The following is a 14,565-nucleotide window of genomic DNA, read 5'->3' as shown; positions in this document are numbered from 1 at the left end:
GCAGCGCCGGCTTCACGCGTGGACCGACCCGCGGGTGTCCGCCTGCTCCTCGCCGACCGCTCGGCGACCGTCCCGGACCAGGAGGAGGGCGAGAGCGACGACGGTGGCCGCGCCGGCGGGCATGGCGAAGTACGCCCCCCGGCCCTCGACGACCAGCTCGTAGGGGACCTTCGTGCCGTCGGCGCTGCGCGCTGCGACGGCCACCGGGTCCTCCGGACCGAGCAGGTGCCCGAGCCACGCGAGCACGAGGCCGCCCACCGCAGCCGCCAGCACGGCCCCCAGCAGCCCCACCCAGGGGCGGTCCCGGTTCCACCACGCGGCGACGGCCCCCAGCACGCCGCCGGCGGCTGCTGCCACCACGAGGTAGGCCGCCGTGCCGGTGATCGTGCCCTCGATGCTCGTCACCCGCGGGTAGAACTCGCCTCCGGACGCGACGCCCGAGCCGGGGTGCCACCACCAGACCCAGACCAGGGCACCGATCACACCGAGCTGGGCCGCGACGTGCACCAGACGCAGGACCGCCACCGCGTCGGCGCGCAGACCGGCGGCCCGTCCGGCCCGGTGGGTGACCGGACGCCCGGCGCCGTGGTCAGCCACGGGAGTCGGCGACCGCGAGGCAACCCGGCCCCAGCAGCTGCTTCAGGTCGGCGTACAGCTCCGGGCTCGGGGTCACGCGCAGGCGGTCGTCGATCCGCAGCAGGGTCGTCGTGCCGCGGGTCAGGAGGCGGAGGTGCACCTCGGTCATGCCGGGGTGGTCCCCCAGCACGCTCTTGAGCTGGGCCACGACCGGGGCCGTGCAGCGCGTGGACGGCATCGAGACCACCACGGGACCGCTGGGGCCGTCGCTGAGGTCGGGGACGCTGACCTCCTGCCCCCGGATCTCGGGCTGCTCCTTGTCGCGCGACAGGGTCCCCGTGACCCGGATGATCGAGTCGGGCGCGAGGTGCTGGGCCACGAGCTGGTAGGAGCTCGGGAAGAACAGCACCTCGATGCCGCCCTCCAGGTCCTCCAGCGTGATCGTCGCCCAGGCGTCGCCCTTCTTCGTGATCTTGCGCTGCACGGAGGTCACGAGGCCGCTGACCGTGACCCGGGAACCGTGGGAGCGGTCCTCCCCCAGGAGCAGCTGCCCGACCGTCGTGTCCGTGCCCTGCGCGAGCACGTGCTCGAGGCCCATGAGGGGGTGGTCGGAGACGTAGAGGCCGAGCATGTCGCGCTCGTGCGCCAGCAGCGTCATCTTGTCCCACTCGTCGATGTCCGGCAGCGTCACCGTCACGCCGAAGGCACCGCCGTCGCCGTCGGCGTCGTCCAGCCCGCCGAACAGCGAGTCCTGACCGATGGCCTCGTTCTTCTTGATGTCGACGTACTGGTCCACCGCCATCTCGTGGACCGCCACCAGCGCCCGGCGACGGTGCTTCATGTCGTCGAAGGCCCCGGCCTTGATGAGCGACTCGATGACGCGCTTGTTGCAGGCCTGCAGCGGCACCTTCGACATGAAGTCGTTGAAGTCGGTGTAGCGGCCCTTCTCCTCCCGCGCCCGCACGATCTGGTCGACCACGTTGGCGCCCACGTTGCGGACGGCCGTGAGACCGAAGCGCACGTCGGTGCCGACCGGGGTGAAGTTGTGGGAGGACTCGTTGACGTCCGGCGGCAGCACCTGGATCTTCATGCGCCGGCACTCGTTGAGGTAGATGGCCGACTTGTCCTTGTCGTCCTTCACCGAGGTGAGCAGGGCCGCCATGTACTCCGCCGGGTAGTTCGCCTTGAGGTAGGCCGTCCAGTAGGACACCACGCCGTACGCCGCCGAGTGCGCCTTGTTGAACGCGTAGTCGGAGAAGGGCAGCAGGATCTCCCACAGCGCCGTGATGGCGGCCTGCGAGTAGCCACGCTCCAGCATGCCGCCCTGGAACCCGGCGTACTGCTTGTCGAGCTCCTCCTTCTTCTTCTTGCCCATCGCGCGACGGAGGTTGTCGGCCTGTCCCAGGCTGAAGCCGGCCAGCACCTGGGCGATCTCCATGACCTGCTCCTGGTACACGATCAGGCCGTAGGTCTCGCCCAGCACCGTCTCGAGCGGCTTCTCGAGCTCGGGGTGGATCGGCTCGATCGGCTCCCGGCCGTTCTTGCGCCGCGCGTACTTGTTGTGGGAGTCCGCACCCATGGGCCCCGGGCGGTACAGCGCGCCGACGGCGGAGATGTCCGCGAACTTGTCGGGCCGCATGCTGCGCAGCAGCGCCCGCATCGGCCCGCCGTCGAGCTGGAAGACGCCGAGCGTGTCGCCGCGGGACAGCAGGTCGTAGGTCGCCGGGTCGTCGAACGGCAGGTCCTCCAGCACGACCTTCTCGCCGCGGTTCATCTCGATGTTGCGCACGGCGTCGTCGAGGACCGTCAGGTTGCGCAGACCGAGGAAGTCCATCTTGACCAGCCCGAGCGACTCGCACATCGGGTAGTCGAACTGCGTGATGATCGCGCCGTCCTGCTCGCGCTTCATGATCGGCACGACGTCGATGAGCGGCGCGCTCGACATGATCACGCCCGCCGCGTGCACGCCCCACTGGCGGATCTGGCCCTCGAGGCCGACCGCGGTCTCGTAGATGGTGCGCACGTCGTGGTCGGAGGCGTGCAGCTCGCGGAACTCGCCACCGTCGTTGTACCGCTTGTGGCCCTCGTTGAAGAGCTCCTTCAGCGGCACGCCCTTGCCCATGATGTCGGCGGGCAGCGCCTTGGTGATCTTGTCGCTGACCGCGAAGCCGTAGTCGAGGACGCGCGCCGCGTCCTTGATGGCCTGCTTCGCCTTGATCCGGCCGAACGTCGCGATGTACGCCACGTACTCCGAGCCGTACTTGTTGACCACGTACTGGATGACCTCGGTGCGCCGACGCTCGTCGAAGTCGATGTCGAAGTCGGGCATCGAGGGGCGCTCGGGGTTGAGGAACCGCTCGAAGATCAGGCCGTGCTCCAGCGGGCACAGGTCGGTGATCCGCAGCGCGTACGCCGCGATCGAGCCCGCACCGGAGCCGCGGCCGGGGCCGACGCGGATGCCGTTGTCCTTCGACCACTGGATGAAGTCGGCGACCACGAGGAAGTAGCCGCAGTATCCCTTCGCCTGCACGACGCCGAGCTCCATCTCGACGCGCGCACGGACCTCGTCCGTCAGCTTGTCGCCCGGGTAGCGCGACTCGATGCCCCGCCACACCTCCTTGCGGAACCAGGAGTCCTCGGTCTCGCCGGCCGGGATGTCGGCACGCGCCATGTAGCCGCCGGTCGACTCCGTGAACTCCACGGAGCAGCGCTCGGCGATGGCCAGCGTGTTGTCGCAGGCCTCCTTCATGTCGTACTTGTCGACCCAGAGCTCGCGCATCTCGGCGGCCGACTTGATGTAGTAGCCGCCGCCGTCGAACTTCAACCGGTTGGGGTCGGCCAGCCGGCGACCGGACGCCACGCAGATGAGCGCGTCCTGGGCGTCCGCGTCCTCCGGGTTGTTGTAGTGGGAGTCGTTGGTCGCGACGGGCGGGATGCCGAGGTCCTTGCCGAGGCGCAGCAGGTCGTCGCGGACCCGCTTCTCGATGTCGAGCCCGTGGTCCATCAGCTCGAGGTAGAAGTTCTCCTTGCCGAAGATGTCCTGGAACTCGGCGGCCGAGCGCCGCGCCTCGTCGTACTGCCCCAGGCGCAGCCGCGTCTGGACCTCGCCCGACGGGCAGCCCGTCGTGGCGATGAGGCCCTGGCCGTAGGTCTGCAGGAGCTCGCGGTCGGCGCGCGGCTTGTAGTAGTACCCCTCCAGGCTCGACTTCGACGACAGGCGGAAGAGGTTGTGCATGCCCTCCGTGCTCTGCGCCCACATCGTCATGTGGGTGTAGGCACCACCACCGGCGACGTCGTTGCCGCTCTCCTCCTTGGTGTCGCCCTTGCCCCACCGCACCCGGCGCCGCTCGCTGCGGTGCGTCTGCGGCGTCAGGTAGGCCTCGATCCCGATGATCGGGTTGACCCCGTGCTTGCGGGCCTTCGACCAGAAGTCGTAGGCGCCGTGCAGGTTGCCGTGGTCGGTCATCGCGATCGCGGGCATCCCGAGGTCGACGACGCGCGAGAACAGGCCGTCGAGGAGGGACGCGCCGTCGAGCATCGAGTACTCGGTGTGGACGTGCAGGTGGACGAACGAGTCGGATCCGGCGGCCATGAGGGTCAGCGCGCTCCTAGACGGACGAGGGCGGACGGGGACGAGCGGGAGCCACGGGGAAGGACGTCAGACTACGTGACCACCGGGACCGAGGATGGCACCCTCCGCCGACAGTCCTGAGACCCCCGCGCCGCCCCTGGGGACGAGGCGTCAGTGGGCCTCGCGGACGACCTCGAGCGCGTCGGCGAGATCTGCGGGGTACGGCGACTCGTACGACACCGGCTCCCCCGTGCCCGGGTGCACGAACCCCAGGCGCACGGCGTGCAGCCACTGCCGCTCGAGGCCGACGCGGCGCGCCAGGGTCGGGTCCGCGCCGTACGTCAGGTCGCCGACGCAGGGGTGCTTGAGGGCCGACATGTGCACGCGGATCTGGTGGGTGCGCCCCGTCTCGAGGTGGATCTCCAGCAGGCTGGCGAAGCGGTGGGCCTCGAGGGTCGCGTAGTGCGTCACGCTCGCGCGGCCGTCCGACATCACGGCGAACTTCCAGTCCGAGCGCGGGTGCCGACCGATGGGCGCGTCGACGGTGCCCGTGTGCGGGTCGGGGTGGCCCTGCACGAGCGCGTGGTAGACCTTCTCGATCTCGCGGCGGCGGAACGCGTTCTTGAGGATCGAGTAGGCCGACTCCGACTTGCAGATCACCATGACGCCCGACGTGCCGACGTCGAGACGCTGCACGATGCCCTGGCGCTCGGAGGCGCCCGACGTGGCGATGCGGAAGCCGGCCCCGGCCAGGTGCCCGACGACCGTCGGCCCGCGCCAGCCCGGCGACGGGTGCACCGCGACGCCGACCGGCTTGTCGATGACCACGATGTCGTCGTCGTCGTGGATGATCCCGATGCCCTCGACGATCTCGGGCACGACCGCGAGGGGGTCGACGACCACGGGGATCTCGACCTCGAGCATCGCGCCGGCGCGGACGCGCTCCGACTTGGCCACGGTGGTGCCGTCGAGCACCACGTGCCCCTCGGCGATCAGCTCGGCGGAGCGGCTGCGGCTGAACCCGAACATGCGGGCCATCGCGGCGTCGACCCGTTCGCCGGCGAGGCCCTCCGGGACCAGGACGACGCGGCGGTCGCCGCTCACGCGTCGCGCTCCACGGCCTCGTCGGCCTCGTCGGGCGCGCCCTTCTCCGTCTCCTCGATGCGGCTGCCGTCGACGCGTACGCCGCGGAACGCCTGCACCACGATGAGCACGGCCGCGACGTTGATGCACATGTCGGCGACGTTGAAGATCGGGAAGTTCGGCAGCTCGATCATGTCGACGACGTGGCCGTGGAACGGCGCCGGGTCGCGGAACAGCCGATCGGTCAGGTTGCCGGTGATGCCAGCGAGCAGGATGCCGAGCGCGACGGCCCACAGCGGGCTGCGCAGCCGGGCGCTGACGACGAGCACGACCACGGTCGCGACGATCGCGACGCACGAGATGACGACCGTGAAGTCCTCGCCCATGCTGAACGCCGCGCCCGGGTTGAAGGCCAGCTGGAGACCCAGGAGGTCCCCCACGAGGTCGACCCGCGGACGCGAGCCGTCGGCCTCCTGCAGGTGCGTCAGGGCGAGCTGCTTCGTGGTGAGGTCCAGCAGGTACGCCGCGAACGCGACCACCGCGAAGACGGGCCAGACCCGTCGGCGCGAGCGCCGGACAGCGCCTCCGGAGGAGGTGTCGTCGGGACCGGGACGGCTCTCGTGGTCGCCCGAGCCGGAGCTCAGCGACGTTCCTCGCGCTGCTTGCATGACACGCACAGTGTGGCACGCGGGAACGCGACCACGCGCATCTTGGGGATGGCCTGCCCGCAGCTCTCGCAGAGGCCCAGCTTGCCGTCGCGGGCCCGCGCCAGGGCCCGCTCGATCTGCGCCAGGGCATCGCGCTCGCCCGAGACGAGGGTCAGCTCGTGGTCGCGCTCGAACGTCGCCGTACCCAGGTCCGCGGCGTCCGGTCCGGCACCGTCGCCCGCGTCGCGGAAGAGCCCCGCGAGCTCCTGCTCCTGGGCAGCGACCTGGGACGCCAGCTCCGCCCGCTGGGCCTCGAGCTCGGCCACCACCTGGTCGGCCTCCGCCTGGGTCCAGGGCTCCTCGCCCACGACCGCTTCCGCCATCACGAACCCTCTCGTCCGTCGCGGGCAGGCCGCCCCCGGGGTGTGGGGACCCTAGCCGTCGGTCGCGGTGGGCTCAAGGAGGTGTCCGGGGAAAGAAAGAAAACGCGGACGGGCTGCCCAGCAGGCGAAAGAAAACGCGGACCCCGGGCCCCGACACGCCGAGCAGAGCGCCCGGCCGGTCCGCGTTTCCTTCGGGCCCGTCCCCCACCGGTCCGCGTTTTCCCCGAACGGCCCGACCCCGGCCCGCCGGGCCGCGACCCCGAGACGCGACGACGCCCCGCGACCGGGACGGTCGCGGGGCGTCGTGCTGGCGGTGCGGGGCTCAGGCCTCGTCGTCGCCGAGGATGGAGCGGAGGCGCTTCGGCGCAGCCGCCGAGGACGGCACGTCGGAGACGGGCTGCGACTCCTGCGGGCCGCCGAGGGCCTCGAGCTGCTGCGTGAAGTAGGTCTTGAGCCGCGACCGGTACTCCCGCTCGAACGACCGCAGCCGGTCGACCTCGCCGTTGAGCTTGTCGCGCTCGCGCTCGAGCTCGCCGAACATCTGCTGACGACGCTCGGCCGTCTCGACGTCGAGCATCTCGGAGCGCTTGCGGGCGTCGGCCTCGAGGCGGTCGGACTTGCCCTTGGCCTCGGACTCGAGGCGCTCCGCCTTCGTGCGGGCCTCGCCGATGATCCGGTCGGCCTCGTTCTTCGCCTCGTCGACGAGCTCGTCGGCGTTGCGCGTGGCGATCTCGAGGAGACGGGCCGCGGCGTTGGACGCCTGCGGGACGGTCTCGACGCGGATCGTCTCGACGCCACCGGCGGTCGCGGCCGCGGGGACGGCGGCCGGAGCGGCCTGCACGACCGGCGCGGGCGCCGGGGTCGGCGCGGCGACCGGAGCGGGCTCCGGGGCCTTCTCGAAGACCGGCGCCGGCGCGGACGAGGCGCTGGACTGCGCCGCCGCGAGCTTCGCGCGGAGGTCCTCGTTCTCCCTCGTCAGGCGGGCGAGCTCGGCCTCCACCTCGTCGAGGAACTGGTCGACCTCTCCCATGTCGTAGCCCTCGCGGAGCCGGACAGGAGTGAAGCGCTTGTTGCTCACGTCCTCAGGCGTCAGTGGCATGACCACACCCATTCATCTCGTCGGCTTGCAGAAACAGAGTCAATTGCATCAGTCAGATACGTGAAGTCGGCGCAACACTAGCGCCTCGTGGGGCACTCGGGTCCCACGGTACCCGCCGCGGCTCACGCCGCGAGCAGGGTCTGCCGGTTGACCTCGAGGAGCAGGAAGCAGCCCACCAGCACGATGAGGAAGCTGAGGTCGAGCGAGATGCTTCCCAGACGCAGCGGCGGGATCACCTTGCGCAGGGCCTTGATCGGCGGGTCCGTCGTCGAGTAGACGACCTCGAGCACCACCAGCAGCGGCCCGCGGGGCTCCCACGAGCGGGCGAAGACCTGCACCCAGTCCACCACGAACCGGATCCACATCATGGCGATGAACACGAACAGGATCGCGTGGACGACCTGCCCGATGACGTTGAGTGCCAAGACGACCCGTCAGCTCTGGTTGAAGAAGCCGTTCGTGGCGATCCGCTGCTTCTCCTCGGCGGCGACCGTCACGTTGGGCGGGGACAGGAGGAAGACCTTGCTGGTGACGCGCTCGATGTCGCCGCGGGTGGCGAAGATGAGGCCCGCCGCGAAGTCGACGAGGCGCTTGGCGTCCGCGTCGTCCATGTCCCCGAGGTTCATGATGACCGGGACGCCCTCGCGGTAGTTCTCCCCCACCGCGCGCGCCTCGTTGTAGGTGCGCGGGTGCAGCGTCACGATCTTGGACAGCTCGACGGAGGACGGCGCCGGAGCCGGCACCGGCGCCACCTGCACGCGCCGACGCTCGGCCAGGTCGGCGACGGGCGCGGCCTGCTGCGCGACGGGCTCGGGCGTGCGCCGACGCACGGGGCGCTCCTCGCGCACCTCCTCGCGGTCGTCGGCCCGCTCCTCGAGCTCGTCGTAGTCGTCGTACCCGGGGTCCTCGACCAGACCGAGGTACTCACCGATCTTGCGCATGGCGCCGCTCATACTGACTTCCTCAGGTGTTCTGGGTGTCGCCACGGGTGACACCGGTCGATTCGGACATTACTGGACACGAGGCCGCGCCCCGAGGACCGCGCTACCGACACGCACGTGTGTCGCACCTGCCGCGACGGCCTCCTCGAGGTCGCCGCTCATGCCGGCGGACAGGGTCGTCGCGCCGGGGTGGTCCGCCCGCACGCGGGCGGCGCACGAGGCGAGGCGGTCGAAGGCCGCCGCCGGCTCCTCGCCGAGCGGTGCCACGGCCATGAGGCCCGCGAGGCGCAGGTGCTCGTCGTCCGCCACCCGCTCGCACAGCTCCGCCAGCCGATCGGGCGGGCACCCCGCCCGGTGCTCGGCCCCGGGGGCGTCGAGGCTCACCTGCACGAGGCAGTCCAGCGGCCCCTCCGCCTCGCCGCGGTCGAGCCGTGCGGCCCGGCCCCGGGCCAGCGGACCGACGAGCTTGGCCCGGTCGAGCGACTCCACCACGTCGGCGTACGCCGCGACCGCGGCCGCCTTGTTGCTCTGGAGCCCGCCGATGAAGTGCCAGCGCAGGTCCAGGTCGGCGCACTCGGCGGCTTTCGCCTCGGCCTCCTGATGGCGGTTCTCGCCGACGTCGCGGACGCCGAGGTCGGCGAGGTCGCGCACGTCGGAGGCCGGGAAGAACTTGGTGACGACGACGAGGCCCACGTCGTCCGGTGCCCGTCCCGCGGCGGCCGCCGCGTCGGTGACCCGTCGGCGCACCGCCGCGAGGGCCGCGGCGAGCTCGGCCCGTCGGGCGCTCACGCGACCACCTGCACGATCCCGGCCAGCCGACCCGCGGCCGCTCCGTCGCGGCGGTGGGACCACAGGTCCTCACGCTCCATCGTGCACAGGCCCAGGTGCTCGACCTCGGTCACGCCGACGTCGGCCAGCTGCACCCGCACGGCGGCCCCGAGGTCGAGGGACGGCGTGCCCCACGAGGTCGTGGCACCCGCGGCCGGGATCCGCTCGGCGACCTCGTCCCGCATCGCGACCGGCACCTCGTAGCAGCGTCCGCACACGTGGGGACCGATCCAGGCGCGGACGTCCCGGGCTCCCGCGTCGCGCAGGGCCGCGACCGTCGCCGGCACCACGCCGGCCCGCACGCCCTCCCGGCCCGCGTGCGCCGCCCCCACCACACCTGCGTCGACGTCGGCGAGCAGCACGGGCACGCAGTCAGCCACGCGGACGAGCAGCGCCACCCCCGTCGCGTCCGTGACCAGGCCGTCGGCCTGCGGCACCGGCGCGTCGGAGGCCTCGGCGGGCACCCGCGCGACGTCGGCACCGTGCACCTGGTGCATGCCCTCGACGCGGTCGGCGCCGAGCGCTCGGCGTACCGACTCGAGGTCGGCCGCGACGTCCCCGACCGCTGCGGGCGGGGTGCCCGCCAACGCCAGGTTCAGCGGGCGCGCGCCCGAGCGGGCCGAGGTGAACGCCACCTCGACCCGCCCGACACGGGTGCGTGCCACGAACACGGGGCTCCCTCCGTCGACCTCGCGCACGACCTCACTTGAGGAAGTCGGGCACGTCCAGGTCGTCCTCGAAGTCGACCTGCGGGGCCGGCTGCGCCGGGCGCTGCGCGCCCACGGGCACGCTGGGGCGCTCCTGCGGCTGCGGCGGGAGCGGACGGGGCTGCTGCTGCGGGGCCGGCGAGGGCGCGTACGTCGCCTGCTGCGGCACCGGCGGGGCCTGGCGCTGCTCGGCACGGGCCGGGGCCTGCGGAGCCGCCGGGGCGGCCTCGGTGCGGGAACGACCGAGGGCCGCGCCCTCCTCGCGCTTCTTGGGCTGGCCGCCGTCGAACCCGGCGGCGATGACCGTCACGCGGACCTCGTCGCCGAGCGCGTCGTCGATCGTCGCACCGAAGATGATGTTGGCCTCGGGGTGCACCGCGTCGGCGACGAGCGCGGCGGCCTCGTTGATCTCGAAGAGACCGAGGTCGGAGCCGCCGGAGATCGACAGCAGCACGCCGTGCGCGCCGTCGATGGACGCCTCGAGCAGCGGCGAGGAGACAGCCATCTCGGCCGCCTCGACGGAGCGGTTGTCGCCGCGCGCCGAGCCGATGCCCATGAGCGCGGAGCCGGCGTTGGCCATGACGGACTTCACGTCGGCGAAGTCGAGGTTGATGAGGCCGGGCGTCGTGATCAGGTCCGTGATGCCGGAGACACCCTGGAGCAGCACCTGGTCGGCCTGCTTGAAGGCGTCGAGGACGCTGACGTTCCGGTCGCTGATCGACAGCAGCCGGTCGTTGGGGATCACGATGAGGGTGTCGACCTCCTCCCGCAGCGCGGCGATGCCCTCCTCGGCCGAGCCCGCGCGGCGGCGGCCCTCGAACATGAAGGGACGGGTGACCACACCGATCGTGAGCGCGCCGAGCGAGCGGGCGATCCGCGCCACCACGGGCGCGCCGCCCGTGCCGGTGCCGCCGCCCTCGCCGGCCGTCACGAAGACCATGTCGGCCCCCTTGAGGACCTCCTCGATCTCGTCGGAGTGGTCCTCCGCGGCCTGCTGGCCGACGTCGGGGTTGGCGCCCGCGCCCAGGCCGCGGGTGAGCTCGCGACCGATGTCGAGCTTCACGTCGGCGTCGCTCATGAGCAGCGCCTGCGCGTCGGTGTTGATGGCGATGAACTCGACGCCCTTGAGGCCGACCTCGATCATCCGGTTGACGGCGTTGACGCCGCCGCCGCCGATGCCGACGACCTTGATCACGGCCAGGTAGTTCTGCGCAGCTGCCACGGCGGCTCGCCTCTCACGTTCTCGGGGGTGGTGGGACAGGATCGAGGTCTCAACCTTCACCCTCAGCCTGAGGGTTAGAGTTATGTCAACCTCGTCGTTCCGACGACAGTAGGTTCTCGTCGGGTCCCGTTCCGGGAGGCACGCCGCGTGTCGCGGCGTGGCGCGTCGCGATTCCCGCGTCAGCGCGTGGTGGGGCGGGCCGGCACGCTGACGTCGTACTCCTCGACGTCCAGGTCGTCCTGGGCGAGCAGCACGGCGAGGACCTCGCCCTTCGCGTCGGAGTCCTCCGCGCTCCCCCACACCACGGTGGAGCCGTCGCGCAGCGTCAGGCTGATCTGGTCGACCGAGGTGACGGAGATGCTCGCGACCTGGGCGGCCGTGGCCGCCGGCATCGCCGCGACGACCCGCGCCGCCTCGACGACGGCCTCGTCGTCGGCACCCTCGCCGAGCTCCACGAGCGGGAGGTCGGTCGGGGCCTCCTCGTAGGTGCGGAAGGCCACGCCGTCGGCGTCGATGCCCTGCGCGGTCGTGCCGCGCACCACGACGGCGATGGCGACCCGCTCGACGACATCGATCCGGATGCCGTCGGGCCAAGCACGGGTGACGGTCGCGTCCCGCACCGCCGCGAGCGCCTCGACGCGACGCTCGATCCCGGCGACGTCGACACGCGCCAGCGGCCGCCCCTCGGGCACCCGGGCGGCCGTGCGCACGTCGGCGGCGCCGAGCACGTCGGTGCCCCTGACCTCCACCTCGTCGACCGCGAGCACCGACGAGAAGAACACGAGCCACAGGGCGGCCGCGACGAGGCCGAGGACGACCACCACGCCCGCGACCCAGCGCCACGGCGACCAGCGCGCCCGCCGGCGCCGCTCGAGGAAGAGCTGCCGGGTGTCGTCGTCCGCCCCCCGGGAGCGGGTCGAGGTGGGGCTCATGCCGAGCCGACGTCCCCGGACCCGGACCCTGACAGCCCGGACAGCCCGGCCAGCCCAGCCAGCCCCGCCAGCACCATCGGGCCGACGGTGGTGATGTCGCCCGCGCCCAGGGTCAGCACGAGGTCGCCCGGCCGCGCGCGGCGGACGAGCTCGGCGGCCACGTCGTCGAGCCGCGGTACGAAGGCGACCGCGTCGGCGGGCAGCGGGACCGCGCCGGCCACCAGGGCACCGGTCACCGCGGGGTCGGCCTCCTCGCGCGCGAGGTAGACGTCGGCGACGACGACCTCGTCCGCGGCTCCGAGGGCCGTGCCCATCGCCGTGCCGAAGATGCGGGTGCGGGAGACGAGGTGCGGCTGGAAGGCGACCAGGAGGCGGCCCTCGCCAGCGACGGAGCGCGCGGCCTGGAGGTCGCCCACGATCTCCTGGGGGTGGTGCGCGTAGCTGTCGTAGACCCGCACACCGGCCGCCTCGCCCTTGGCCTCCATGCGCCGCCGGGTGCCCGTGAAGGACTCGAGGCCGGAGCGCAGCGCGTCCGCGTCGTGCCCCAGCAGGAGACCCGCCGTCAGGGCCAGGGCCGCGTCGACGACGTAGTGGCGACCGGGAATCTGCAGGGTCACCGGGCCGAGGGCGTCCGCCCCGTCGGGACCGGTGAGCGCGAAGGTCGAGCGCGTCCCGGCGAACGACACGTCGTGGATGCGCCACGCGGCCGCGGGCGACTCCCCCACGCCGACGGCCCGGATGCCGCGCTCCCGGGCCGTCGCCAGGAGGGCCGCGGCGCCGGCGTCGTCCGCGGAGGCGACCAGCGTGCCGCCCGGCTCGATCCGGTCGAGGAACTGCTCGAAGGCGGCCCGGTAGGCCTCCTCGCTCCCCCACACGTCGAGGTGGTCGGCGTCCACGTTGGTGACCACGGCGAGGTGGGGGCTGTAGACGAGGAAGGCCCCGTCGCTCTCGTCGGCCTCGGCGACGAACTCCCGGCCGGCCCCGTCGTGGGCGTTGGTGCCCAGCTGGGCCAGCTCCCCGCCGACGGCGTACGACGGGTCCGCGCCCGCCGCGACGAGCGCGGTCGTGAGCAGCGACGTCGTGGTGGTCTTGCCGTGCGTGCCGGCCACGGCCACGACCCGGCGATCGGCCATGACCGCAGCGAGCCCGGCCGAGCGGGGCAGCACGCGCAGCCCCCGCGCGTAGGCCGCCACGACCTCCGGGTTGTCCTCGCGCACCGCGGTCGAGACGACCAGGGTGTCGGCGTCGGCGACCTGCTCGGCCGCGTGCCCCACGTGCACGCGCGCGCCGGCCGCGGCGAGGGCGTCGAGGGTCGGCGAGGCCGCGCCGTCGCTGCCCGAGACGCTGATCCCCCGGGCCAGCATGATGCGTGCGATGGCCGAGAGGCCCGCACCGCCGATGCCGACGAAGTGCACGCGGCCCAGCTCCTCGGCGGGCAGGATCTGCTCCGGGACCGGGATCCTCATCGCGTGCGCCCCCGTCCGGCCGCCTCGGCGACCAGGGCGGCCAGCCGCTCGTCGGCGTCGCGCGGGATCAGTGCCGCTGCCGCGGCCCCCATCCCGGCCAGCCGCTGCGGGTCCGTGGCGAGACCGGGCACGGTGGCCGCGATCCACGCAGCGCTCAGCGCGGCGTCGGACACGAGCAGCCCGCCGCCGGCGTCCACCACCGGACGCGCGTTGAGCTCCTGCTCGCCGTTGCCGATCGGCAGCGGCACGAAGACGGCCGGCAGGCCCACGGCCGCGGCCTCCGTCACGCTGGAGGCGCCCGACCGGCAGAGCACCAGGTCGGCGCTCGCGTAGGCCAGGTCCATCCGCTCCACGAAGTGCTCCACGACGTAGGGGACGCCCGCGACGGGATCGGGCTGCGCCTCGCCCTTCGGGCCGACGACGTGCAGCACCTGCACGCCGGCCTCCCCCAGCGCGCGGGACGACGCGGCGACCGCCTGGTTGAGCCGACGGGCGCCCTGGGAGCCGCCGGTCACGAGCAGCGTGGGCAGCGACGGGTCGAGCCCGAAGGCCGCGCGCGCCTCGTCGCGCAGCGCGGCCCGGTCGAGGGTGGAGATCATCTGCCGGATGGGCAGGCCGACGTACGTCGCGCCCTTCAGCGGGGTGTCGGGGAAGCTGACCGCGACGTGGTCCGCGACGCGGGCGCCCACCTTGTTGGCGATGCCCGGCAGCGCGTTCTGCTCGTGGACGACGAGGGGCAGCCGGCGGCGGCGCGCGGCGACGTACACCGGCATCGAGACGTAGCCGCCGTAGCCGACGACGACGTCGGGGCGGAACCGGTCGATGACCGCACCGGCCTCGCGCACGGCGGCCCGGAGGCGGCCCGGCACGCGGAGCAGCTCCATCCCGGGACGGCGCGGCAGCGGCACCGGGGGGATCAGGGCGAGCTCGTGCCCGGCGGCGGGCACGACCCGGGTCTCCAGACCGCGGGCGGTGCCCACGCACAGCACCTCGGTCGCGGGGTCGCGGCGCAGGAGCGCGTCGGCGGTCGCGAGCAGGGGCGAGGTGTGGCCGGCGGTTCCTCCGCCGGCGAGCAGCACGCGCATGATCGGCCTTCCTCGGTCACGGTCC

General features: G+C 72.9%; 14 protein-coding genes. All 14 read right to left on the bottom strand.

The genetic code is table 11. The features are described from left to right. Positions 1-12: 12 nt before the first annotated feature. The 14 genes from G3T38_RS01945 to murG all read right to left on the bottom strand — a co-directional run bounded on the left by G3T38_RS01945 (position 13) and on the right by murG (position 14,540). Entirely contained in the window at positions 13-597 is a 585-nt protein-coding gene (locus tag G3T38_RS01945; protein WP_163770368.1) for a hypothetical protein, read from the bottom strand. Then, entirely contained in the window at positions 590-4,168 is a 3,579-nt protein-coding gene (dnaE, locus tag G3T38_RS01940) for a DNA polymerase III subunit alpha (RefSeq protein ID WP_163770367.1), read from the bottom strand. Before dnaE ends, G3T38_RS01945 begins: the two co-directional genes overlap by 8 nt. A gap of 150 nt (positions 4,169-4,318) precedes the next feature. Then, positions 4,319-5,251, bottom strand: coding sequence for an RluA family pseudouridine synthase (locus tag G3T38_RS01935; protein ID WP_163770366.1), 933 nt, complete (start codon positions 5,249-5,251; stop codon positions 4,319-4,321). Then, positions 5,248-5,898 (bottom strand): signal peptidase II, encoded by a 651-nt coding sequence (locus G3T38_RS01930; RefSeq protein ID WP_163770365.1) that lies wholly within the window; start codon positions 5,896-5,898, stop codon positions 5,248-5,250. Before G3T38_RS01930 ends, G3T38_RS01935 begins: the two co-directional genes overlap by 4 nt. Then, positions 5,871-6,260 carry a TraR/DksA family transcriptional regulator gene (locus tag G3T38_RS01925; RefSeq protein ID WP_163770364.1) on the bottom strand — a complete coding sequence of 130 codons (390 nt, stop codon included), beginning with the start codon at positions 6,258-6,260 and terminating at the stop codon, positions 5,871-5,873. Before G3T38_RS01925 ends, G3T38_RS01930 begins: the two co-directional genes overlap by 28 nt. A 322-nt stretch (positions 6,261-6,582) precedes the next feature. Then, positions 6,583-7,359: a DivIVA domain-containing protein gene (locus G3T38_RS01920; protein WP_163770363.1), complete on the bottom strand. Its 777-nt coding sequence runs from the start codon at positions 7,357-7,359 to the stop codon at positions 6,583-6,585. Between the two features lie 122 nt (positions 7,360-7,481). After that, entirely contained in the window at positions 7,482-7,784 is a 303-nt protein-coding gene (locus G3T38_RS01915) for a YggT family protein (RefSeq protein ID WP_241728342.1), read from the bottom strand. Positions 7,785-7,793: 9 nt separating this feature from the next. Continuing rightward, positions 7,794-8,312: a cell division protein SepF gene (locus G3T38_RS01910; RefSeq protein ID WP_163770362.1), complete on the bottom strand. Its 519-nt coding sequence runs from the start codon at positions 8,310-8,312 to the stop codon at positions 7,794-7,796. Positions 8,313-8,369: 57 nt separating this feature from the next. Next, complete coding sequence (locus tag G3T38_RS01905; RefSeq protein WP_163770361.1) at positions 8,370-9,089, bottom strand: YggS family pyridoxal phosphate-dependent enzyme; 720 nt, start codon at positions 9,087-9,089, stop codon at positions 8,370-8,372. Continuing rightward, positions 9,086-9,793 carry a peptidoglycan editing factor PgeF gene (gene pgeF, locus G3T38_RS01900; protein WP_338037401.1) on the bottom strand — a complete coding sequence of 236 codons (708 nt, stop codon included), beginning with the start codon at positions 9,791-9,793 and terminating at the stop codon, positions 9,086-9,088. The genes G3T38_RS01905 and pgeF overlap by 4 nt, the downstream gene beginning before the upstream one ends. Positions 9,794-9,830: 37 nt before the next feature. Further along, complete coding sequence (gene ftsZ, locus G3T38_RS01895; protein ID WP_163770360.1) at positions 9,831-11,057, bottom strand: cell division protein FtsZ; 1,227 nt, start codon at positions 11,055-11,057, stop codon at positions 9,831-9,833. A 179-nt stretch (positions 11,058-11,236) separates the two neighbouring features. Then, positions 11,237-11,989, bottom strand: a complete 753-nt coding sequence (locus tag G3T38_RS01890; protein ID WP_163770359.1) for a cell division protein FtsQ/DivIB — start codon at positions 11,987-11,989, stop codon at positions 11,237-11,239. Then, a complete protein-coding gene (gene murC / locus G3T38_RS01885) occupies positions 11,986-13,455 on the bottom strand; it encodes a UDP-N-acetylmuramate--L-alanine ligase (RefSeq protein WP_163770358.1) in 1,470 nt (489 codons plus the stop codon). The genes G3T38_RS01890 and murC overlap by 4 nt, the downstream gene beginning before the upstream one ends. Then, positions 13,452-14,540: an undecaprenyldiphospho-muramoylpentapeptide beta-N-acetylglucosaminyltransferase gene (gene murG, locus G3T38_RS01880; protein WP_163770357.1), complete on the bottom strand. Its 1,089-nt coding sequence runs from the start codon at positions 14,538-14,540 to the stop codon at positions 13,452-13,454. The genes murC and murG overlap by 4 nt, the downstream gene beginning before the upstream one ends. Positions 14,541-14,565 lie beyond the last annotated feature (25 nt).

Source organism: Nocardioides zeae, assembly GCF_010686755.1.
GTDB lineage: Bacteria > Actinomycetota > Actinomycetes > Propionibacteriales > Nocardioidaceae > Nocardioides > Nocardioides zeae.
This window is presented reverse-complemented; position numbering and strand designations above follow the sequence as displayed.